This window comes from Aquibacillus koreensis (assembly GCF_025154055.1).
Taxonomy (GTDB): Bacteria; Bacillota; Bacilli; order Bacillales; family Amphibacillaceae; genus Aquibacillus_C; species Aquibacillus_C koreensis.
The window spans coordinates 22,813-45,962 of record NZ_JAOALK010000026.1 but is presented as its reverse complement, the minus strand read 5'-3'; the positions used below and the strand labels follow the sequence as shown (position 1 = coordinate 45,962).

The following is a 23,150-nucleotide window of genomic DNA, read 5'->3' as shown; positions in this document are numbered from 1 at the left end:
AACGTTTAGAAAGTGGCGACCATCACATGTCTATTTTGTGACACTTTTATGAAGGCCGTAAACAAGGGGACGGTTCTCCCGTTTCCGATAAAATCGGAAACGGAAGAACCGTCCCTATGTTTCCTTTCTGTTATTCGTTGACCATTTCCATGATTTCGTGGGTGTAGGCTGCATCGAGGTCGGCGGGTTCTTCGATGACGCCGTACTCGTGTGCAATCTCTGCGGTTTGTTTGAACATCGCATCGTCAATTTGACCGATGTTTTCTGGGTCAAAGCCTTCTGGAAGTACTAATTTTGCTACTTCCTCCATCATTTTTAATTGGTGTTCACGAGTACTACTTCCTTCTTCTGCTTCTGCCATTACCGCATCTACTGCAGCTTCTGGGTCGTCAATCGCTGCTTGCCAACCTTTTAAAGATGCTCGAACAAACTTCGCTGCTATTTCCTTATTATCTTCAAGCCATTCTGTATTGGCGAACAAGTTATCCTCTAACATTGCTACGCCTTCCTCGTTCATATCAATAACGTTTAAGTCACTTTCCGCAAAACCTTCTGCCAACACTACTTGGTACTCGTTATACGTCATGGCCGATGCAGCGTCAATTTCATCCGAAAAGAACTGATCCATCGTAAAACCTTGTTTCACAAAGGATAGATCCGCATTTTGATCGAGTCCGTACTTATCAAACAAGGCTAGTACCTCAAATTCGTTTCCACCCATCCAGTTACCAACATTCTTACCTGCTAAGTCTTCCGGTGAGGAGATCCCAGTTTCTTTTTTCGAAACGAGGACTAATCCACTCTTTTGGTAGACTTGTGCAATCTGAACAAGTGGTAACCCTTGTTCTTGGTGAGGTAACAAGCTAGCTACCCAACCAATTCCGATGTCTGCAGCTCCGTTTGCTACTTGTTGCTCGGGTACGATATCCGGCCCACCTGGTACAATCGACACATCCAAGCCTTCCTCTTCATAGTACCCCTCTTCCATCGCCATAAAATAACCTGCAAACTGTGCTTGTGGCACCCATTTCAATTGCAATTTTACCGGAGTAAGATCCCCCTCCGTTTCTCCTGAAGCCGACTCATTTCCGCAAGCTGCTAAAACAAACAAAAGCATGGCAGCAAACAACAAACATATACTGCGTCTTTTCATCATCACGTATCCCCCTCATTATTTTTTGTTATCCAAGCATCTATATGACCAGCCGTATCTATGATAGAAACGGGCAGATGTAACTTTGGTTAGGCACGATGGGAAACGTGCCATTTCAGCATCCTTCTTTCCAGCCACTCCACAAGCAAGTAAAAAACAACCCCTGCAATTGCTGCTACAACAATACACGACCACCCAAGTGGCATTTTAGCTACTTTAATGGAATTAGAGAGCAGATAGCCTAGCCCTTTTGATGAAAAGAAAAACTCGCCTACAATCGCGCCAATCATACTTGCCGTCGTGTTTATTTTTAACGCGGTAAACACATAAGGTAAGCTATTCATAATCCGTAAATACCGAAAGACTTCTGTTTTCTTTGCCGCATATGCATGCATTAAATCTAAAGCTAACGGGTCGACCATCTTCATGCCTTTATGCGCATTGATCGCCATCGCAGCTAACGTGATTACCGTAACAATGGCGATTCGAGAGCCAATTCCAGATCCAAACCATAAATTCATAATTGGCGCTAACGCTACAATTGGTACGGCATTCAACGAGGCAATGACCAGTAAACCGCCTCTCCCCCATCTTGGCCAAGCCGTAGCCATTAAAGCTACAACAAATCCTAAGGAAGATCCTATTAACATTCCTAAAACAGCCTCCGTCATCGTATAACCGGTATAAGAAAGTAACAGCGGTGCATTTTCAACTAAAGCTTCCACAATCGTAGAGGGAATCGGTAGTTGGTACGTTTGCAAACCAAATATTTGATGTAGCACTTGCCACTCCCATAACAGCAACATCACAATACCGGCAGCAAGCGGTAGGCCAATTTGTTGAAGCTTCATCCGACTTTTCACTCTTTTTTTGACAGGTGCAGGACTTGGATCGTCTTGTTTGTTTACTTTTACAACACCTTCTTCAGACCACGAATATACGTCGTCAACGGATTTTTCTTCCATTACTTGTCACCTCCACTCGGCCTGAATTCAGGTTGCCATGGAGCTACCATTCTTTCTATAAGACTAATAATCAAATAGCTTAGTAATCCGAGTAAGGCACCGACGATCACGGTTGACCAAAACATATAATTGTGCGAAGGGCCATAATAGAGATTTCGGAGCATGATGACGCCAATCCCATTTTGTGCACCCATGAGCTCTACCAAAATTGCACCCGTAACAGCGAGTGGCGCTGCAATTTTTAACCCACTGAAAAGTCCAGGTAATGAAGCAGGAAGCCTAAGTTTCCAATACACCATCCATGGTTTTGCCGCATAGGAATACATTAACTCGACGGCAGATAGATCAACACTCCGAAGTCCTCGTAACATGTTCAACGCGACTGGGAAAAACGTTATATAACCCGCAATTAAGACCCGGGCAATTTGTTCGTCACGCATAATCCCGTAGACAATTGGCGCAAGTCCAAGAATCGGAATCATTTGGGAAGCAACTGCATAAGGAAACGTTAACTGCTCCATCCATTTGGAGAGACTCATAAGCACCGCTAACACTGCTCCTAAAATAGCCCCTAATAAAAACCCTAAAGCCGCGTTAGAAAAAGTAGCACTACCTTCCGTAAACAACGTCCCACCATAGGTGATAAATGTGCGAATCAGTTCGTGGATATACGGGATTTTTGATTGGGCCATCGATGCTTCCACTACATGTAAAAGCACCCATGAGCTAGCCTGCCATAACAGAAGTAAACCAACGATCCAAACTAGGCTTGGTAGCCACCGACTGCGGAAACTAACCATGACCTACACTCCCTCAAAGCAATCGCGAATATCAGAAATTAACTGATAGAATGCAGGGCTATGTCTCATATCTGGTGTACGTGGTCTAGGAAGAGGAATATCTACAACAGCTGATAACCTGCCGGGATGCGGTGATAATACAAATACGCGATCGGATAGAAATATAGATTCCGGGATACTGTGCGTGACAAAAACGACAGTGCTCCCTACCTTACTCCAAATTGAAAGGAGCTCTTCATTTAAATGCTCTCTCGTAAACTCATCTAATGCGGAGAACGGCTCATCCATCAATAAAATCTCCGGTTCCATCGCCAGTGCTCTAGCAATCGCCACGCGCTGTTGCATGCCACCACTTAACTGCCATGGATATTTATTCTTAAAGTCTTGTAATCCCACTAACTCTAATAAGTAATCCACCCGTTCTTCTCGCTCTGCTTTTTTAATACCCATCATCTCTAATGGGAGATTTATATTTTGTTTGACTCTTCTCCAGTCATAGAGAACCGGACTTTGAAATACGATTCCATACTTCTGTGCTAACCTTGCTGCTCGAGCTGACTCTCCTGCTACTTTTATTTCGCCATTGGTCGGTTGAATCAAGTCTGCCATAATGCGAAGCAAAGTCGTTTTTCCACAACCAGAAGGTCCTAACAACGAGACAAACTCACCTTTTTTGATATCCACGGTAACATCTTGTAATGCCAACACCTCGGTGGAGTTTGTCTGATATCGCATGCTAATCTGGTCTAACTGAATCTCCGGTGTACTCGAAGCCGTCATAAAAATTCCCTCCCCCTTTTGTATCTTCATTTCGCCTCTAGTACAGAAGGCTATTGTTGTTAGTGTTTCTAACACTTCCAATCACGCATGTAATGTTTCTTTACATTCTATCGCTTACGTTGCTCTATAACATTAGACAAAGTGTCAAAAGCATGGGCGAAATGGTTTCACTTTATCAAACCGTGATTTAATTTGGATCAACAATAGGAAGAATATGTTTTTCTGTAAAGATTGGTAGGAATCAAACGAGGCAATTTTTCGGAAGAGATGTCTTGTTAGCTCATAAAAAACCTATCCTCTTTAAAACTTCAATAGAGGATAGGTATGTTTACTTTTAATATAAGAAAAGGATGGCACAGTTCTAGTACTTTCATTAAAAGATTCCCGGTATAATAAATGCAAAAAATAACCCATTACCGATTCCATGAATAATAGCAGGGATCCACGTATTTTGATACCTTTGTGCCATGTATGGGAGTATGAAACAAATAGGAATCAGGACAATATAGTTCCATTTTAAGAATGCATGAAACACGAGCAGTAACAATGCTCCGTGAACGAGCCACGCCTTTTTCCCAAAAGCTAATTCCTGCCGCGGTAAAATATAACCTCGCCACCAGAACTCTTCACCTAGAATGTTACATGCGAGGCAAAGAAGCCATACAAGTAGGATCCACCAATTCCCCTCTAACGAGACACCCATGAACGCTGTTAATGGGAATGATAACGTTTGGTTTGGATCGATAAACTCAGGCAAAATGTCGGGTGGTGCAAAGACGGACATTTTTGCCAGTATTCCGCTTGTGAATTTAAGTAGTTCTTCCATGATCATGACGACTATAAATGTACCAATGGATATGAAGCCCATCTTTTTATTTAACTTTGTCAGTCGAAAACGCTTGGTTAAACCTGCCAGCGTACTTGGATTCCCCTCTAATTTATAAGCAATTAAAGAAGCAATAAACAAAAGAAATAATAGTCCATATAACGCTAAAGGAAAACTAATAATTAAAGGTACTCCAAGAGAATCAAGATATGGCACTCCATAATAAATATTACAATATAGAATAATTCCAGGAATACCAAACAAGAGTAAAGACTCTCCAAAATACATAGGCTTTAAATCTTCTTTCACGTACCTATCCCCTTTTATAATCAAATAAGAACAGGATTATTTTACCATACCACTAGAAATATTTATCTGTTTTTTAAAAATAAAGGATAATTTTGGAATGGTATTGAATGAATGTATATACAGCTTACATATTTATGAGGTACATAATGGAAGTTGCAAGTTGTTAGAATAACGAAAGGAGAAATAATTGTGACACAAAAGATACTTGAACTACTTAATACTACATATCCAGTTGACATAACTAATGTTGAAGCAGTAACCAATGAGATGTTCCGATGCACTGCTAAGGAAGGTTCTTACTTTGCAAGGATTACAAACTATAAAAGTTTTGATGAACAGGTAGAAGAAGTAAATTATACGAATTTCTTATTTAAAGAAGGTTTCGGCGTATCACCAACTATATCTTCTTTACATGGTAATGTAGTAGAAAAAATAACGCTTGATAACAAGGAAATCTTAACTGTTCTGTATAAAGCTGCTCCTGGTGTACACCTACCAAAAACGGAATGGAACGCAAAGATCTTAAGAAAATTAGGGCAGCAAATCGGGATATTACATCGTCTATCCAAGAAGTATGAAGAAATGTATTCAGTTAGATTTATCAATGATTGGTATGATAATGAAGAGTATAACTTTCTTAAATATATTCCGAAAGAGGAAAGTATTATTAGAGGCATTGCCGAAGAAGTTTTATCCACTATTAAAAAAATACCACATGATCACAATTATGGATTGTTACACGGGGACTTATGGTTAGAAAACACATTGGTTGATGAAAACTCGAATCTGACAATGGTTGATTTTCAAGATTGTGAGAAACATTTTTATATTTTTGATTTAGCAGTTCCAATCTATAGTGCAATAGAGTATTCGTTTGTTGGTGGAGGTAACATCGTTGACCATGGACAACGTATTACAAAAGCAATTATAGAAGGGTACCAAGAAGAAAATGAGTTATCCGCGGAAATGTTAGATAAACTTCCTCTATTCATAAAACTGAAAGAGGTATTTGAATACAGTTTAATGCACATGTACTGGGATAAAGAGAAGTTAACGGAAGAACAAATTAGAATAATGAATCACTTTCGAATGAGGCTTGAGCTTAATCAGTCTATGCTTAGGATTTAGCGTCTTATTAAACAAAAGGAGGTAACCTATGCAATGGAAACTTTAATCAAAAGGGGAAAACTTTTTTCATCCATTAAGATTATTATTGCAATAATTACGCTTGTTTTAATAATTGCAGGAACTATTAACAATAATTTTAATATCAAGATCCTATTCCTCTTAGTTTCTTCTATCTTTTTTATAACTACGATTGAATCCTACTTTTCGAACAAGAAAGATATGAATTTTATTGTTGACTTGATGCTTATGGTTGGATTTTTATTAGTATTTTTCTTCATCTGACTTTCAAATAATGCAAACGGATCGTCGGGCAACAACCAATAACCAATAAAATAAGTAGGGGGCAAAAATATGAACCAAGTGGGGACGCTTTACTTTTTCTGTGGAAAAATGGGTGCTGGAAAATCGACTAAATCAAAACAATGGGCGATTGATAAGCATGCGGTACTGTTGTCTGAGGATGAATGGATTTCATCTCTATATCCCAATCAGATTGAATCATTTGAGGACTATATTAAATTCTCTGCGTTGCTTAAGCCGTTGGTGAAAAAGCATGTCCAAAACATATTAAGTGTTGGTACAGATGTCGTAATGGATTTTCCAGCTAACACGCAAAAACTGCGAAAATGGTTTTTGGATATAGCGTCAGAGGTCAATGCAAGCCATCAACTTATTTTCCTTAATCTAAGCAACGACCAATGCTTAAGCCAAATTGCGAAAAGGCGTAACGAACAACCTGAAAGAGCAGCCTTTGACACGGAAGCGATGTTTAATCATGTTACTAAATTTTTTGAAACACCAGAGGCGTCCGAGGGGTTAAATATTATAGAGTTTAGCGGAAAAGAATCATAACAATCCATGCCGTACAATATTTATGACTCACTAATTAATGAGGTGGTTTAACTTGCAGAAATGTGATAAATGTAATACTCCATTCAGTTGGAGTAAAATCTATAAATCTTTCATATGGACATATAAACCAATTGCGTGCAGTACCTGTGGAACGGAACACAGAATAAGCCTTTTGGGCAGGTTTACTTTTGTTTTTTGTACAATCTTGCCTTCCATGATTTTTATGAATTTCCTAACCCCTTTCGAAAGCTTCACTCTAACACTCGTAATAGGGATAATCATACTCTTGGTAGGTTCGTTGTTAACACCATTTTTTGTAACATATAAAATGGAATCTTAGTCAGAAATTACTTTAATATTTATTCCAGAGGAGAAAACAAAATGAAAGGTTTAGTTATTAGATCACCGTGGATTGAGCTTATCTTAGAAGGAAAAAAGAGTTGGGAAATCAGGGGATCCAATACAAAAATCAGAGGTCCAGTTGTTTTAATAAAGAGTGGTTCTGGCAAGGTGTTCGGTGAAGTGAATATCGTTGATAGTAAAGCGTTGAGCTTGGAAGATTATCAAACAAATAAAAAATATCACTGCATCGAGAGTGAAGATGCTGTCCAATTACCATATAAAAAGACTTATGCTTGGGTGATAGATGATCCAAAAATTTATAAGGAACCAATTCCATACAAGCATCCGATGGGGGCCATTATTTGGGTCAACCTTCCTGAATCGATTTTTTAACAAAATAAATGAATGAGCCTAAATTACAGCTCATTCTTTTTCATGCAATAAAAAAACGGATACCAAACAAAAAGCTAGACTAGAAACCCTACGTCAACTCCAACATCAGACTAGCTGCCGGATAATACTTCAATCCATGCACTTCTGCAATTGCCTGATTTGTCACATAGCCTCCCATCGTATTAATCCCTCTTGCTACAGGGCCATTTTCCAACACTAGTTTTTCCACTCCTCTGTCCGCAATGATTCGAGCATAAGATAGCGTCACGTTAGTTAATCCGAGCGTGGCAGTTCGTGGGACTGCACCAGGCATGTTTGCTACGGCATAGTGGACAACGCCATATTTTATATAGGTGGGATGATCATGATTCGTAACCCGGTCAATCGTCTCTACAATTCCTCCCTGATCGATGGCTACATCCACAATAACAGCGCCCTCTTTCATCGACTTGACCATGTCGTCCGTTATCAAAATCGGCGCACGATATCCTGGTAAAAGGACTGCACCAATAACCAAATCAGACGTTGCTACTGCGCTCGCAATCGTGAGAGGATTGGACATGACAGTATGAATCGCATGACCAAACAAATCATCAAGCTCCCGTAACCGCTCTGGACTAACGTCTAGTATTGTCACATCTGCACCCAATCCAATTGCGATTTTAGCCGCATTTGTCCCGACTACACCGCCTCCAATAATCGTCACTTTCCCTCTACTTACTCCAGGGATGCCAGATAATAGAATGCCTTGTCCACCTTTTGTTTTTTCTAGCAACTGTGCACCGATCTGGGTAGCCATTCTTCCCGCTACTTCACTCATCGGTGTAAGTAGCGGCAAGGAGCCATCGGATAGCTCAATAGATTCATAGGCAATACTCGTTACTTTCTTTGCAACTAAAGCTTCGGTTAAATCGGGTTCATTCGCTAAATGCAAATACGTGAACAAAATTAGATTTTCTGTAAAAAAAGCGTATTCTTCCGGAAGTGGTTCTTTTACTTTCATCACCATCTCCTGAGTCCAAGCTTCTTCCGCTGTATTTACAAGTTTTGCCCCATTCTCTTCGTATGCAGCATCCGAAAATCCTGATCCAATACCTGCTCCTACTTGAACAAAAACTTCATGACCAGATTCAACCAGATCACTGACACCCGATGGAACAATCGCCACTCTATTCTCATTATTTTTTATTTCTTTCGGTATGCCAATACGAATCGTAATCGCCTCCCCGTTAACAAATCAAAACTGTATCGCCCAAATACTTGCTTTTAACGTGCTAACCATAAATGCAAAATCCTCATCCGTCATACTGAGCGGTGGACTTAACGTAAGAATATTATTATAGCCAGCAACGGTATCTCCATTTTTCCCAATAATCAAGCCACGCTCTTTACAATTGCCAATGACTTTCTGCACGATGTCTACATGAATCGGGGTTCTAGACGCCTTACTTTCCACCAACTCAATCCCTACCAATAGCCCTTTGATTCGGATATCGCCAACATTCGGATGACTGTGTAGTTCAGCCAATTCGACGGTAAGTCTATCTCCTAATTCGGCCGCACGTTCTATTAGATTTTCTTCTTCTAAAATTTCTAAGTTTTTCAATGCAACGGCACAGGCCGCAGGATTTCCACCAAACGTATTAATATGGCGAAAATGATCATAGTCTTCTGTTCCTTTAAACGCTTCATATATATCTTTTCGAACGGCCGTAGCGGATAACGGCAAATAAGCACTCGTTAATCCTTTTGCCATCGTAATCATATCTGGTTTGATGCCATAATGCATAAATCCAAATGGCTTTCCAGTTCGCCCAAAGCCGTTAATCACTTCATCAATAATTAACAACGCCCCATGATCATCACAAATTTTTCGGACATCTTTCAAGTAATGGTCATGTGGAACGAGTACACCGCCACCTGTGATGATCGGTTCCATGATCACACCCGCGATCGTTTCATCAAGCTCCCATGTCATGACGCGCTCGATATCCTTGGCGCTTTCTGTGCAGCATGTGCCATCATTCCGATGTGAGCTGCGATAGCAATCTGGTGGAGCTACATGTAAAAAGCCTTGCCCTAGTGGTTCATACCGATATTTTCTCATCGCCTGACCAGTAGCACCCAAAGCCCCCATCGAGTTTCCATGATAGGCACGGTAGCGCGAGATGAATTTCCATCGGTCTGGTTGATTATTTTGCCGATGATACTGCCGAGTAATTTTAAATGCTACTTCATTTGCCTCTGAACCACTATTGGAAAAGAAAAATACATAGTCATCATCTAGCCACTTATTTAGCTTCTCTGCTAATTTAATCGCAGGTATATGACTTTGAGTTAAAGGAAAATAAGGTAGTTCAATCATTTGATCGTAAGCCGCTTTCGCTAGTTCCTTACGCCCGTACCCAACATTGACGCACCAAAGTCCACTCATAGCGTCCATATATTTGTTCCCATCTACATCCGTAATCCAGGAGCCTTGTGCATCCTTAACGATCATCGTGGATGCAGGATTGTATTTTTTCATCGAATGCCAAATGGTTTCTGCATCCTTTTGCAAAAAATCCTCTGTAGGACGAACGACCATCTCCATCCCCCCTTTTGATTAAAATCTGGACGTGATCATTTTCTTTCGAGTAAAAAATGCAACACCATCTTTTCCATTCACATGTAAATCGCCGAAAAATGAATTTTTCCAACCCGAAAACGGAAAGAATGCCATCGGTGCCGGTACACCAACGTTTACCCCTAGCATGCCAGGTTCGGCTTCTTCACGGAATTGCCGAACTGCTTTGGCGCTATCCGTATATAAAGTTGCTGAATTACCGAATCGTGATTGGTTCACAATCTCGAGCGCTTCGTCTAAATTAGCCGCTCGAATAATACTTAAGATTGGTGCAAATAGCTCATCTCTTGCAATCGACATGTCAGGTGAAACATGATCAAAAATCGTTGGTCCTAAAAAGTTCCCTTCCGAAAAGGAGTCCATCTCCTTTCGACCGTCGCGAATTAACGTTGCACCTTCTGCGATACCTTTTTCAATATAACCTAGTGCTCGTTTCAGATTATCTTGTCTTATGACTGGTGTGAGCGTGACATCTTCGTCCATACCATTACCGATTTTGACTTGATCGCTTGCCTGTTTAAATGCTTCGATAAAATCATCCGCCACATCCCCTACCGCAACGACCGCACTACATGCCATACACCTTTGACCTGCACTTCCAAAAGTGGAATTAATAATCTGTTGGATCGCTGTTTCTCTGTTCGCATCAGGCATAACAATATGATGGTTTTTGGCACCGGCAAGTGCTTGGACCCGTTTGCCTTTGGCTGCAGCACTTTTGTACACATATTGCGCAACAGGTTCTGAACCGACAAAAGAGATCGCTTTGACATCGGCATGATCAATTACTCCATTCACCACATCATGCGCCCCGTGAACGATATTCATGACACCATCTGGGAGACCTGCTTGCTGCAGTAATTCCGCTAAACGATTGGCCAGAATTGGCGTCCGTTCTGATGGCTTTAAAATAAACGTATTGCCACAAGCAATCGCTAATGGAAACATCCAACACGGAACCATCATCGGAAAATTAAAGGGAGAGATTCCCGCCACGACTCCAATTGGATAACGGAAAAACTGCGAATCGATATCCGTTGCAATCGTCGATAAATTGTCCCCCATCATTAAGGAAGGCGCACCAGTTGCGAACTCGACACACTCAATCCCTCTCAGCACTTCTCCATACGCCTCTTTGTAACTCTTACCATTTTCCTTGGTTACGAGTTTTGCTAACTCTTCGTGATGTTCCGTTAACAGTTGATGATATGCAAACAAAATCCGAGCCCGCTTCGGAACGGGAACTTTTTTCCATGATTGAAATGCTTCTTTGGCCACCGCTACTGCTTGTGCCACGTCCTCTTTTGTTGAGATTGGCACTTCCGCAATGATCGCTCCGGTTGCCGGATCAAGCACCTTTTCGTATTGACTCGTAGCAGTGTCGATCCACTTTCCACCGACGAAGTTTTTTATTGTCGTAACGGTTGTTTCGTTGTTTTGAACAATCGACATGTGTACATCCTCCTTGCGATGGTCCTAATGTATTAATGATTAACTCCATTATAGGTATGGCAAGGTATCTGAATCATTAGACAAAGAGTCAAACAAATAGCGAATCAATTTCACATTCACTTGTTTATATAAGGAACGCACCTTCCCCTACCGCACAAAAATGCCTGACACGATGGCCAGGCAATACTTCCATTATGAATATGTGACTTCCATTCACCCTCTCGCATCCGTTACTTCTGCCGCTGGTACCTCCACTGATGGGTTGTGGTAACGGTATGCATGTAACAACAATTCAATCGTGACTCGTTTTTCAGGCATCATGAAATCTTCCCCGAGCAGTTCTTTTAATTTATCGAGGCGATGATATAAGGTTTGCCGTACAACAAATAAACGTTTGGCCGCCTCGTTTTTTGACCCGTTTGATTCAAGAAAAATTTGTAACGTATAGAGAAGTTCACTGTTGTGGGCTTGATCATACGTAACAACTGCACCTAAATATTCGTTCATGTAGTCATCAAGATTCACCGTGTTATTCAGACTAGAAACCAAGCGATACACATGAAGGTCCTCATAAAAGATTTTATCTTTTATCTTCGCTTGATTTTGGATATGTAGTGCTTCTTTTGCAGCATCATAACTCGCCGTGATTGCTTCCATGTCTTCCGTTATTTTACCAACACCAAACAACGCATGCTTGCTAGCTATTGTTTCATACATATCCATGCGATTGATATGGTCTATTGCCTTCTGTAATCTCATTTTCCAGTCGGTGAGCGAACGTTGGTTAATAAAAATAAATACAAATTGTTTTTGATCGTAAAAAGAAATGAGGTAGTACCCGTAACTCTGCAGTACATTTCGAAAAACGGCTATAAAGTAGGAGTGATTGGAGCGGTCAATTACTTGATTAAAGCGGCATAAACAAACAACCGCACCTTGAGGTTTGAGTTGAGCATCTAAGGAGGATAAATATTGGTGGATTTCATCTTTACTGCATTCACCCTTTAGCCATTCCTGTACCCATTGTTGTTCTTGTTGCTTTTTTTGTTCTTCTAAGTAAAAAATTCGAACTAAATCCTGCGAGATTGCATTCGCACAACGATCGAGCACCAATAGTTCATATTCGGTTACATTTTTGTACTTCGGAAAAATGATTAAATCGGCAAATTTATGGTCCAAAGCTTGCACGGGTTGTCCAACATACAGTCCATTCGGAGCGATGTATTGCTTGTTGCTATTGATTAACCGTTTCTCTTTATGCTTCTCCACGGTAGCTAGCAACTTCTTTTGTTCCATTTCATGTTGGAGTGGGACAAAGATCGTTTCCTCTTTCGTCTTCGAAAGATAAATGACCTGCACACCTAAATACTGATGGATCAGTTTCAGTACGCGATGAAAGGCGTTCGGCAACAGCATCGTATGATTTAGCTTTCTCGAAAAATCTTCAAGATCGGCTAAAATTTTATATTGGTTATTCATCAACTGATTATTAATTGATTGAGTAATATCAATAAAACGAACTTCTTTATAAAAAACGATGATTGGCAAATCGTGTTTGTTTGCTAGGTTTATCATTTCTTCCGGTATCTCATTGGCGTATTTCACAAGCTCAATACAAAGGGCGGCAACCCGAGCTTTAATCAATTGTTTCAGGTAGGCGACACTCGTTGTTTGAAAATCACGCCAACCAACGCCTGTAGAAAGGATTAATTCCGACCCGTTGAGGAGCTTGTCAACATGGGTAACCTCCATAATATGAACCCATCGGACTGCATGATCCAATCCCTTTTCACCTGCAATCACCTTTGCTCCTTCAAAACACTTGTTTTGCAAAACCTCTCTAACCGTTAATGGAAGTGATGCCAATCGCGTTCCCCCCTTTTGAACTCTTTTCTATTACTTAAAGGATAGCATGGGCAAGTGAATATAGCTTTTGTTCTGTTAAGAGATCTTACTAAGAAAATGTTGAAAATCCTTCTTGGTGGAATGGCGCATTAATTGGCTTGATGGGCGCATTTATTTCAGATTTGGGCGCAAATAGCAGTGCATAATTCTTTTCCCACTTTTAAAGATCTTTTTTTAACTATGCTTTAAACTATCTCCATCTAAAGACTGAGATAAATTCGGACTACTACCGTATGTAAAACTTTCCAATTTCCGATAACATAAGAGTTGTTGATTCGAGCTTACAAGTGAATTGCGATTGGAGGGAAACATGATTCATTAAACGTATAGGATTCATCCCAAAAGGAAGACATCCATACGCATCGTTTACTACATTTTATTTAAGAGATAAACAGGAGGAATATACAATGAAAAAATTATTTATGCTTTTAGCACTTATGCTTGTTCTTGTAACAGCTGCATGCGGAAATAATGAAGCAGATGCAGACAATGGTAACAAAGAAAAAACAAACGGAGCGGACAACGGAAATGCCGTAGAAGAAATGGACGAAGATGAATTAAAAGCTAGTACATTAGAAAACTACTTAAACATGGTTAAATCAGTCCGCATTGATCAAAAACAAATCAATGCTTATCTTGGAGAGCTGGCTAACGAAGAAGCTGACCCAACTGCACTTGAAACATTAAAAGCAGACGCTATTGCAGCTGCAGAGAACGCAGCTACGACACTGGAAGGTTTCACTCTTGAGAATCTTGATGAAGAAACTACAACAACATTTGAAACAACATTAGCAGATTTGAAAGCAGCTTACGATGCGTATGTGACTGCATTTAATGCTGATGAGGTTGACGTAACAGCAGCAGAAGAAAAAATTACTGCAGCAAACGATCACCTAGTACCAGTTTTTGAAAACGTAGGCTTAGCAACTCCGAACATAGCTGCTGAGATTAACTAATAGGCAAAAGAGACATAGGGACTGTTACGTCTCTATGTCTCTTCTTATATTTTTTTCATAAGCTTGTAGGGAATTTATGAAATTACGCCCATGAAAAAGATGAAGCTATTAAGTTGAGGCACATGGTTCAACATAAAAAAGGTGTAATTAACTACCGTTTTTCATTAATGAACTTCGACTTTCCCCCTTATGATTGTAAATATTAAGGCACCAATACTAAATATACATCCCGGCAAAATATAAACAAAAACATCTGTACCTGATGTTGTACCATCGAATATGATAGATATCGCTAATCCATAGAGAAAGCCTATGAATACTACAACTAATTTGTTATCATTTGTTTTCAAATAACTTTCTAAAATTCCACTAAGTAAAAGAACCATAGGAGTAACATATATGAGCTGATATACGATCATTGCAATAATTTCCTTCATACCATGTTGAATTATTAATAGAAGTGAAAAAAGAAAAATGTAATAAAACAAACTAACAAAATAAGCCTTAAGAAATTTCATTTTTATCATCCTTATTTATCCTCTAAAAACTCTAGTACCTCTTCCTCAAGCTCTTCATAGTGAACAGCCTTTACTTCTCCCGTTTTCGCATGCATGTTGATAATAATCCGGTTAGCTTTATCTTGATCGATCGCATGGAAAGCTACTGTCCACATTCCTTCACTTAATATGCCATCCTCCGTTTCGATGGAGATACCTTTTGTTTCTTGTTCGTTAAACCATGTTTCCACTTCTTCATTCTGTTTTGCTTTCTCTATTACTTGTTCCCTTGTCAATATTTCAGGTTCTTCATCACTCGTTAGCTTTATAGGTAATGATGACACAAAATCCCCATTTTCATGCGTTCCAAAAGAAAAGGACACCTCATAAACGCCAATTAATGCAGTCGTTGTACTGTTATTCGTTAGTTCAACTTCACGCTTAAAAGTTACTTCTTTTTCAAACGTTTCGTTCGATTCCATTTCCGTTAAATCATCGGGAGTAAATGTAGGAAAGCAACTTTCTTCCTCTCCGTTAAGATTTATGAGATGAGAATGAGCATCCTCTTTTTTTATAACAATGCCAAAAGGTATGCCGCAACCATCATTATAAGTAATCGTTTCTCCACTTGTATTTGTGATGGAAGCGTCTATGATAATATCTTTGCCTATGTTAATCGTAGCTTCTAATGTTAGCCCCTTTTGTTCGTCATGATGGGTGAGTGTCTCTAAATCACTAGATGTCGTTTGTTGATCCGTACCACAAGCACTAATAAATAGGAGCAATAGTATCCATATCCATTTTCTCATCGCTCATCCCCCCTGTTTGCCTTAGAAGTATTTTCTAAAAAAAGATATAAAAGCGTAAATGATAAATCCAATACAACCAATAACTAAAATATAAAGCAATAAGAACCATCCCAATTCTCTAATTGTCTCCATTTACTTCCTCCTATTTTTTCAGATATGTACTTGTTAGCTTAATAAGTTTCCAAAAAAGATTATGAAAGTTAAAAATACCGACAATCCCAATGTGAGAATTATAGTAGTTATGCTCCTTGCCAGGCCTTTCCAATCTTGCATACCTGCAAAACCTAATACGCCTAAAACTAATGTGAGCAAAGTAACAGCTAATACTAGATTAAAAGGGTGAACACCCATAATGGAATAATCAATTGGACCAAAAAAAGAAACGATTACAAACAACAAGATGCAAAAGATGGACGATATAAAGGAGCCGATATTCACTTTTTTCATTCCAAAACCTCCATTTGCTTCAAGTGCACGCACAACATATCTGTTGTTATTGGGCTAAATTATGGAAATCCTATACTTAGTTTAACATAAAATCCCAAATCCGTTTTGTTGTGTTTGACTCTAAAATACATTCACAAATGGAAATTTGTGTTAAAATAATAACAGAGCATAAGATCATGGAAGAAGCTATTCCTTGCGTTAGAAAAGGTTAGATGCGAATCCTATTCAGGGGTGTTTTTATCAAACAACTTATATTAATTTTAATTGCTTTATCTCTTTCCTTAACAGTCGGTTGTGTGGAAAAGGAAGAATCTGATCAAGGATATCCGACATTAATTCGGTTGAATGGAGAACTATATTACATTCCTAAGACTGTCGAGGAATCGGTGTACAATCGGAAAGAATTGCTTGGAACGGTTACGGATCCGAGTTCGAAGGTAGATGAAATTCCAGAGGAGGACTTTACTTCTAATAGTTTGGATGATGTAGAGGTTTACTCTGTGGAAGAAAGTAATGATATCTTTGTCATTCCATATGAGACGAAGGAATATGGTAGTCGCTATCATGTTTTGGAGAAATATGATGGTGATCAATAAATAAGCCATGCCTAGTTTCATAGAACTTGAGGAGGGATATTTATGGATGCACTCTATTTGGAAGGTTGGTTGCCAATTATTTTAGTTTGTATTTTCTTTGCCAGTGTCATTTGTATAATGGCAAAGTTTATCAAACAATTTATCATATATACTGTTTCCGCTATTTTGTTTCTACTATTCGTTGGCATCTTTATATACAGTATTTTTGGAATTGGACAATGGGATGGAATGGCAATTGGTTTCTATTCGGCCTCAGCTCTAATTGGAATAGCCAGTGGAACTGCTATTAGCCCCTTTATTAAGAAAACGAAATATAGTAACGTGAGGGATTAAATAATGATATTTATCACTATACTTCTGTGTATGGTATTCGGCTATTATTTTGTAACTTACTTAATCAAAGCACTACATAATGACAACGATCCTTCACATGGCGTATTAGCGGGTGTTTTCTTCGCGCTGTGGTCAGTGGCGATGCTAGAAGTGATCGGAAATATGAATGGCGGTAGTTTAATAGATATTTTCTTGTAACAAGGATGAACTCACACATTGAAAAAGGACCAGATATAATCTGACCCTTGTGTTAACGGTAAAACCCGTATGGAATTTAGCGTCCTCTCAATACAATATTAACTAGAGGAGGCACTGCCCCTATGCTCCAGGCCTCCCCGAAAAAATAATATTAGACACATATTTCCTCGTATCTGCTTTAATCACTTGCAGTTGCTCCAACTCTTTCCCCTTTTTCTCAAAATAAATCATCGCACCATCTAAGTTATCTTGCATCCCTTTAATTTGGTACCCCGCTCGTAACAAAGCATCGATCGCTTTTCTTTCTTTTGCATACAGATCATACTCAGACATTGCACATGCTCCTTTCTGAAAATTACACCGTTACGATATCACTATCATTCTGAAGCGTTTTGCCATAACGGGCACGCTTTATATAGTTGCCTGCTCCAAGTGTCCCAACAAATTGCTTCTCCTTGATCACATATTCTCCACGTGATAGGACAGTGATTGGTTCACCAGTGACTTTCATGCCTTCAAATGCATTGTAATCGACTGCCATATGATGCGTTTCAGCAGAAATGGTTCGTTCCACATTCGGATCAAACAGGACAATGTCGGCATCTGCACCTACGGAGATTGTTCCCTTTTTCGGATATAAACCAAATAATTTCGCACTTCTTGTGGAAGTAATATCGACAAACTGATTAAGCGTAATCCGTCCTTTTTTCACACCTTCAGAAAATAAAATGCTAAAGCGATCTTCAATCATTGGTCCACCGTTAGGGATTTTGGTGAAATCACCTTTGCCTAGATCCTTTTGCCCAACAAAATCAAACGAGCATTGATCGGAGCCGATCGTTTGTAAGTAACCATTTTTCAACGCATTCCACAGCTTTTCCTGGTTCCATTTTTCCCGTAATGGCGGGGACCAGACATATTTAGCTCCTTCAAAGTTCGGCTTTTCTAAGTCTGTTTGATCAAGCACCAAATATTGCGGACAAGTTTCACCCCAGACGTCATAGCCTTTTTCGCGTGCCGCTTTTATTTTTAACATCGCATCTTCACAAGAAACGTGCACAACATAGAGCTGTGATTCGGCTAAACCGGTTAAAGTTGCGGCTCGTTCGGTTGCCTCTCCTTCCGCTTCAGGCGGACGTGTTAACGCATGATAAATAGGATCTGTATATCCTAAAGCCAATGCTTCGTTCACCAAGTGATCAATTACGTCCCCATTTTCTGCGTGGACCATCACGAGCGCACCTAAGTCTTTCGCTGTTTTTAACGTCTGAAACAAGGTGCCATCATCGGCCTGGAATACATTTTTATACGCCATAAATACTTTAAAAGAAGTTATTCCCTCATCAGATAAAATCGATGGTAGTTCGCTCATCACATCCTCATTCATCTCGCCAATCATTAAATGGAAGCTATAATCGATCACCGCTTTATCCTTTGACTTGGCATGCCACTCCGCGATCGGATTCCTTAGTGTTTCCCCTTTTCTCGTAATACAAAAATCGATCACTGTCGTTGTGCCACCAAAGGCTGCTGCCATCGTTCCCGTTTCAAAATCATCCTTACTCACCGTTCCACCAAACGGCATCTCCAAATGTGTATGTGGATCAATTCCACCTGGAAATACATATAGACCGGACGCATCAACCACCTCTGCACCGTCAATCGCTATGTTTTTCCCGATCATCGCAATGATTTCATCTTCAATTAATACATCCGCTTGATACGTGTCCGACGCCGTCACAATCGTTCCATTCTTAATGATTTTCTTTCCCATGGTTAGCCTCCTTAGAAAAACTTATTTCACCAAATCCACACCACTTGTCATCGAAGTTGCTGCTTGTCGTTGATTCCATGACATCGGCGGAAACTCAGTTTCCACTTCGACCATGTCAATCGCACCATCAACCGGACAAACAATCGAACATAAATTACAGCCTACACAGTCCTCTTCTCTCACTTGCAAAATCGATTTTCCATTTTCATCTTTTAACATATCAATACATTGATGCGACGTATCCTCGCATGCGATATGGCACTTGTTACAATTAATGCAAATGTCATTATCAATCTGGGCAACGACTTTGTAGTTTAGATCTAAATCTCCCCAATCGGAATACTTTGGAACTGTCTTTCCGACAATGTCCATGACCGATGCAATGCCTTTGTCATCTAAATAGTTATTTAAACCGTCGATCATGTCCTCGACAATCCGGAAGCCATGATGCATCGCCGCTGTACAAACTTGCACACTCGTCGAACCCATAAGCATAAACTCAACAGCATCCTGCCAATTCGATATGCCACCGATACCGGAGATTGGAATAGTAATTTTCTCGTTTCTCGCACATTCCCCGACCATATTTAATGCAATTGGCTTCACTGCAGGTCCACAATAACCACCATGCGCCCCTTTATTTCCTACATGCGGGATCGTGTTCCACGTATGAATGTCAACACCAGCCAAGCTATTAATCGTATTAATCATACTAATAGCGTCCGCACCACCACGAGTGGCGGCTTCGGCGGTAACAGTAATGTCGGTTATGTTCGGGGTTAGTTTTACAATCACTGGTTTGGAGGCAGCTTCCTTGGCCCAATACGTTTGTTTTTCGACAAGCTCCGGAACTTGTCCGGATGCAGAACCCATGCCACGTTCTGCCATGCCATGTGGACAACCAAAGTTAAGCTCATAGCCATCAACACCAACATCTTCTACACGTTTGACAATTTCATGCCATTTTTCCCGCTCGGGTTCTACCATTAACGATGCAATAATCGCATGGTCCGGATATTTTTTCTTCGTTTCATAGATTTCTTTTAAATTTTCTTCTAAAGAACGATCGGTAATCAGTTCAATATTATTAAAGCCCGCCACGCGTTGGCCGTTAAAATGAACCGCTGCAAACCGTGATGACGTATTAATAACCGGATCACCTAATGTCTTCCAAACCGCTCCGCCCCATCCAGCTTCAAACGCCCGTTGAACTTGGTATCCAGAATTTGTTGGGGGTGCTGATGCCAACCAAAAGGGATTCGGAGATTTTATACCAGCCATGTTTATCGATAAATCTGCCATATGTTTGGCCTCCTTTTTAATAGTGGTTTACGATGCAGATTCTGCTACCGGGAACAATTGCTTGTGCAATGCATAAGCGACTTGCTTTCCTTGTTCTGCCGCAGTAACAACCATCGCGTCCCCTTGCCCTTTTCCAAAAATCACATCCCCACACGCAAACACCTTTGGATTGGAGGTTTGAAGTGTATTTCCATCAACGGATACAACGCCACCGTTGTGCGCCAGTGAAAAGCTTTCAATTAATTCGATATAACGAGACTGCCCAATCGCTTTGATGACTGCATCTACTTCTAACGTAAACGCCGATCCTTCCACCGGAACCGGTCGTCTCCTGCCATCCGCATCCGGTTGACCTAGTTCCATTTGCACGCATTCCAAGCCAGTAACTTTTCCATTCTCATCACCAATCACTTTTGTTGGTTGTGTTAACCAGCGGAACTCCACACCGTCTTGTTTGGCAAATTCGTATTCAAAATCGTAAGCCGTCATTTCCTCGACTGTTCTTCTGTACAAAATTTTGACGTTACCTGCACCTAAGCGAACCGAACACGTCGCCGCATCAATTGCTGTATTACCGGCACCAATTACGGCTACTTGTTTTCCTACTAAACTATCTGTTATTGGTTTTGTTTTTGTTTCTTTAACAAACTGAATCGCATCTAGCACCCCGTCTAGCTCTTCCCCTTCAATTCCGAGACTCGGAACATTCGCCATTCCAACAGCGATCACAACCCGGTCGAAATTCTCAAGCAATTCACTTGGCATGATATCTTGACCAATTCGGGTATTGGTTTTGATCTCCACATCCAAGCTTTTCACCTGGTCTACTTCCCAAAATGATACGGCTTGTGGCAGTCGGAAAGATACAATCCCATACGTATCCAATCCACCTGCCTGTTCTTCTGCTTCAAAAATAGTAACCTCATAACCTAGCAAAGCTAGCTCTCTTGCAGCAGACAGTCCTGCCGGGCCACTTCCTACAATCGCAACGGACTTGCCGTTTTTCTTCCCGGCTTTAAATAACACCTGTTCATTTTTCATCGCCCAATCCGTTGCATAGCGTTGCAAATCACCAATCATAATTGGATTCGTCGAGTCATTTAACACACAAGCACCCTCACATAGCTCTTCGGTTGGACAAACCCTAGAGCAGCTTGCACCGACTGGATTAGCCATCATAATCGTCTTTGCAGATCCCTTCAAGTTTCCACTCGCTATTTTTTTAATAAAAGAAGGGATATCAATACCCGTCGGACAAGCGATCGTGCATGGTGCATCATAGCAATACAAGCATCGATTCGATTCCTCGATAGCTTCCTGATTCGTCAATCCCGGTTTTACTTCACGAAAATTTGCGATTAAATCCTCTGGTGAGACATGCATGATGTTACTGCTCATCTTGTTACCCCCTTCAATAACCTGGCTGTTTGTGTATAAAAAGGTGAGCAGGCATACGCCCGGTCACCTCCTCCTTTTTTATGGTAGTAAAGCAGTCATTTCCTGATATGTTTCTGGTCTACGATCTCGGTAAAACTGCCACGTATCGCGTACTTCTCTAATAAACTTTTTATCTACCTCTCCAACAATCACTTCATCTTTATCACGGCTAGCCGTTACAACGAAATTACCTCTCGGGTCGACTAAATAACTTTGCCCATAAAATTCACCCATATCCCATGGCGCTTCATACCCAACACGATTAATCGCAGCTAAATAATAGCCATTTGCGACCGCATGTGCAGGTTGTTCAAGCTTCCATAAATACTCAGACAATCCCGCCACCGTTGCAGATGGATTAAAGACAATCTCAGCACCTTTTAATCCTAGTAATCGAGCACCTTCTGGGAAATGGCGATCATAACAAATGTACACACCTATTTTTCCAAAAGCTGTATCAAATACCGGATAACCTAGATTTCCAGGCTTGAAATAGTATTTTTCCCAGAAGCCGCATCCTTCTTTTGCAACGCCAACATGTGGAATATGTTGTTTTCGGTACTTGCCTAGATAACTCCCATCGGCATCAATCACCGCTGCCGTATTATAATAAGTTGATATGCCAACCCGCTCATAAATCGGAAGAACGATGACGATCCCGAGCTCTTTGGCGAGATCCTGAAATAGTGTGGTTGTTGGGCCATTCGGGATTTCTTCGGCTGCGTCGTACCATTTTGGATTTTGTTCGGTACAAAAATAAGGTCCATAAAATATCTCTTGTAAACAGACAATTTGTGCACCTTTATCTTTTGCTTCTTTTACTAGCTTGATATGTTTTTCAATTGCAACCTTTTTATGCATCGCAACAGGCTCGTTACCATCTACATCATTTTTCGCCTGAATTAATCCAACCATTACCTTATCTGCCATAACCAATTCCTCCTTTAACATTTCAGTAGTCACTAATCTGAAAATTCAGATATCTGATGATAGAAAGGTACGTCAAAGACCCTTTTCATCTGCTTTAGGAACTATAAATAAATTATACAAAAGAAAAGCACCCCTGCATTTATACAACATGTCAAACCAATTAACACCTCACTACCCAAAATGTAAAAAGACCTGATGAATTCGACATCGAATAAGATATATAGGGAGATTGGCTACGAAAGAATTGCAGATTCTGTTCATCTTGGTTTTGATAAAGGGGAATGATTCTTCTTGTTTCCAAATGAAATTATGAAACGGGATGGAGCCTTTGTTACCAAAA

26 protein-coding genes are annotated in these 23,150 nt (G+C 40.3%); 9 read left to right on the top strand and 17 right to left on the bottom strand.

Annotated elements, in window-relative coordinates; all coding sequences use genetic code 11:
• Nucleotides 1-130: 130 nt before the first annotated feature.
• The 5 genes from NYQ66_RS06295 to NYQ66_RS06275 form a co-directional block, all read right to left on the bottom strand.
• Nucleotides 131-1,156 (bottom strand): ABC transporter substrate-binding protein, encoded by a 1,026-nt coding sequence (locus tag NYQ66_RS06295; protein WP_259868035.1) that lies wholly within the window; start codon nt 1,154-1,156, stop codon nt 131-133.
• A gap of 86 nt (nt 1,157-1,242) precedes the next feature.
• On the bottom strand, nt 1,243-2,118 hold the full coding sequence (locus NYQ66_RS06290) for an ABC transporter permease (protein WP_259868034.1): 876 nt from the start codon (nt 2,116-2,118) through the stop codon (nt 1,243-1,245).
• The gene (locus tag NYQ66_RS06285) at nt 2,118-2,918 is read right to left on the bottom strand and encodes an ABC transporter permease (protein WP_259868033.1); all 801 of its coding nucleotides are present in this window, start codon (nt 2,916-2,918) and stop codon (nt 2,118-2,120) included. The genes NYQ66_RS06290 and NYQ66_RS06285 overlap by 1 nt, the downstream gene beginning before the upstream one ends.
• Before the next feature lie 3 nt (nt 2,919-2,921).
• Entirely contained in the window at nt 2,922-3,698 is a 777-nt protein-coding gene (locus NYQ66_RS06280; protein ID WP_259868031.1) for an ABC transporter ATP-binding protein, read from the bottom strand.
• 373 nt (nt 3,699-4,071) lie between these two features.
• Nucleotides 4,072-4,833, bottom strand: coding sequence for a CPBP family intramembrane glutamic endopeptidase (locus NYQ66_RS06275; RefSeq protein ID WP_259868030.1), 762 nt, complete (start codon nt 4,831-4,833; stop codon nt 4,072-4,074).
• Nucleotides 4,834-5,016: 183 nt separating this feature from the next.
• Between NYQ66_RS06275 and NYQ66_RS06270 the strand changes: the two genes are divergently transcribed.
• From NYQ66_RS06270 to NYQ66_RS06255, 5 genes are all read left to right on the top strand, one after another.
• A complete protein-coding gene (locus NYQ66_RS06270) occupies nt 5,017-5,961 on the top strand; it encodes a phosphotransferase enzyme family protein (RefSeq protein WP_259868053.1) in 945 nt (314 codons plus the stop codon).
• Between the two features lie 33 nt (nt 5,962-5,994).
• Nucleotides 5,995-6,243 (top strand): hypothetical protein, encoded by a 249-nt coding sequence (locus tag NYQ66_RS06265; RefSeq protein WP_259868028.1) that lies wholly within the window; start codon nt 5,995-5,997, stop codon nt 6,241-6,243.
• Nucleotides 6,244-6,312: 69 nt separating this feature from the next.
• A complete protein-coding gene (locus NYQ66_RS06260; RefSeq protein WP_259868027.1) occupies nt 6,313-6,813 on the top strand; it encodes an AAA family ATPase in 501 nt (166 codons plus the stop codon).
• Between the two features lie 37 nt (nt 6,814-6,850).
• A complete protein-coding gene (locus NYQ66_RS21490) occupies nt 6,851-7,153 on the top strand; it encodes a TIGR04104 family putative zinc finger protein (RefSeq protein ID WP_407652054.1) in 303 nt (100 codons plus the stop codon).
• A gap of 41 nt (nt 7,154-7,194) precedes the next feature.
• Nucleotides 7,195-7,548 carry an ASCH domain-containing protein gene (locus NYQ66_RS06255; protein WP_259868025.1) on the top strand — a complete coding sequence of 118 codons (354 nt, stop codon included), beginning with the start codon at nt 7,195-7,197 and terminating at the stop codon, nt 7,546-7,548.
• Between the two features lie 88 nt (nt 7,549-7,636).
• Here the strand turns inward: NYQ66_RS06255 and ald are convergent, their stop codons facing one another.
• The 4 genes from ald to NYQ66_RS06235 form a co-directional block, all read right to left on the bottom strand.
• Nucleotides 7,637-8,761: an alanine dehydrogenase gene (gene ald / locus NYQ66_RS06250; RefSeq protein ID WP_259868052.1), complete on the bottom strand. Its 1,125-nt coding sequence runs from the start codon at nt 8,759-8,761 to the stop codon at nt 7,637-7,639.
• A gap of 24 nt (nt 8,762-8,785) precedes the next feature.
• Nucleotides 8,786-10,135, bottom strand: coding sequence for an aspartate aminotransferase family protein (locus NYQ66_RS06245; protein ID WP_259868023.1), 1,350 nt, complete (start codon nt 10,133-10,135; stop codon nt 8,786-8,788).
• 18 nt (nt 10,136-10,153) lie between these two features.
• Nucleotides 10,154-11,626: a CoA-acylating methylmalonate-semialdehyde dehydrogenase gene (locus NYQ66_RS06240; RefSeq protein ID WP_259868021.1), complete on the bottom strand. Its 1,473-nt coding sequence runs from the start codon at nt 11,624-11,626 to the stop codon at nt 10,154-10,156.
• Nucleotides 11,627-11,839: 213 nt separating this feature from the next.
• Nucleotides 11,840-13,492 carry a PucR family transcriptional regulator gene (locus NYQ66_RS06235; protein ID WP_259868019.1) on the bottom strand — a complete coding sequence of 551 codons (1,653 nt, stop codon included), beginning with the start codon at nt 13,490-13,492 and terminating at the stop codon, nt 11,840-11,842.
• 446 nt (nt 13,493-13,938) lie between these two features.
• Between NYQ66_RS06235 and NYQ66_RS06230 the strand changes: the two genes are divergently transcribed.
• On the top strand, nt 13,939-14,487 hold the full coding sequence (locus NYQ66_RS06230) for a hypothetical protein (RefSeq protein ID WP_259868018.1): 549 nt from the start codon (nt 13,939-13,941) through the stop codon (nt 14,485-14,487).
• Between the two features lie 164 nt (nt 14,488-14,651).
• Here NYQ66_RS06230 and NYQ66_RS06225 read toward each other — a convergent pair whose 3' ends face one another.
• The 3 genes from NYQ66_RS06225 to NYQ66_RS06215 all read right to left on the bottom strand — a co-directional run bounded on the left by NYQ66_RS06225 (nt 14,652) and on the right by NYQ66_RS06215 (nt 16,240).
• Nucleotides 14,652-15,005 carry a hypothetical protein gene (locus NYQ66_RS06225; RefSeq protein WP_259868017.1) on the bottom strand — a complete coding sequence of 118 codons (354 nt, stop codon included), beginning with the start codon at nt 15,003-15,005 and terminating at the stop codon, nt 14,652-14,654.
• Between the two features lie 11 nt (nt 15,006-15,016).
• Nucleotides 15,017-15,793 (bottom strand): hypothetical protein, encoded by a 777-nt coding sequence (locus tag NYQ66_RS06220; RefSeq protein ID WP_259868013.1) that lies wholly within the window; start codon nt 15,791-15,793, stop codon nt 15,017-15,019.
• A 165-nt stretch (nt 15,794-15,958) separates the two neighbouring features.
• On the bottom strand, nt 15,959-16,240 hold the full coding sequence (locus NYQ66_RS06215; RefSeq protein ID WP_259868011.1) for a hypothetical protein: 282 nt from the start codon (nt 16,238-16,240) through the stop codon (nt 15,959-15,961).
• Between the two features lie 212 nt (nt 16,241-16,452).
• Between NYQ66_RS06215 and NYQ66_RS06210 the strand changes: the two genes are divergently transcribed.
• From NYQ66_RS06210 to NYQ66_RS06200, 3 genes are read left to right on the top strand one after another with little or no spacing between them, the layout of a single operon-like run.
• A complete protein-coding gene (locus NYQ66_RS06210) occupies nt 16,453-16,836 on the top strand; it encodes a hypothetical protein (protein ID WP_259868009.1) in 384 nt (127 codons plus the stop codon).
• A gap of 42 nt (nt 16,837-16,878) precedes the next feature.
• Nucleotides 16,879-17,169 (top strand): YesK family protein, encoded by a 291-nt coding sequence (locus NYQ66_RS06205; protein WP_259868008.1) that lies wholly within the window; start codon nt 16,879-16,881, stop codon nt 17,167-17,169.
• A 3-nt stretch (nt 17,170-17,172) separates the two neighbouring features.
• Entirely contained in the window at nt 17,173-17,367 is a 195-nt protein-coding gene (locus NYQ66_RS06200; protein WP_259868006.1) for a hypothetical protein, read from the top strand.
• 120 nt (nt 17,368-17,487) lie between these two features.
• On the opposite strand, the gene NYQ66_RS06195 is transcribed toward NYQ66_RS06200, so the two are convergent.
• The 5 genes from NYQ66_RS06195 to NYQ66_RS06175 all read right to left on the bottom strand — a co-directional run bounded on the left by NYQ66_RS06195 (nt 17,488) and on the right by NYQ66_RS06175 (nt 22,810).
• Complete coding sequence (locus tag NYQ66_RS06195; protein ID WP_259868004.1) at nt 17,488-17,700, bottom strand: hypothetical protein; 213 nt, start codon at nt 17,698-17,700, stop codon at nt 17,488-17,490.
• A gap of 22 nt (nt 17,701-17,722) precedes the next feature.
• Nucleotides 17,723-19,141 carry a dihydropyrimidinase gene (gene hydA / locus NYQ66_RS06190; protein ID WP_259868002.1) on the bottom strand — a complete coding sequence of 473 codons (1,419 nt, stop codon included), beginning with the start codon at nt 19,139-19,141 and terminating at the stop codon, nt 17,723-17,725.
• Between the two features lie 21 nt (nt 19,142-19,162).
• On the bottom strand, nt 19,163-20,443 hold the full coding sequence (gene preA / locus NYQ66_RS06185) for an NAD-dependent dihydropyrimidine dehydrogenase subunit PreA (RefSeq protein ID WP_259868000.1): 1,281 nt from the start codon (nt 20,441-20,443) through the stop codon (nt 19,163-19,165).
• A gap of 27 nt (nt 20,444-20,470) precedes the next feature.
• Entirely contained in the window at nt 20,471-21,841 is a 1,371-nt protein-coding gene (locus NYQ66_RS06180) for an NAD(P)-dependent oxidoreductase (RefSeq protein ID WP_259867997.1), read from the bottom strand.
• Nucleotides 21,842-21,919: 78 nt separating this feature from the next.
• Entirely contained in the window at nt 21,920-22,810 is an 891-nt protein-coding gene (locus NYQ66_RS06175; protein WP_259867996.1) for a nitrilase-related carbon-nitrogen hydrolase, read from the bottom strand.
• Nucleotides 22,811-23,150: the final 340 nt, after the last annotated feature.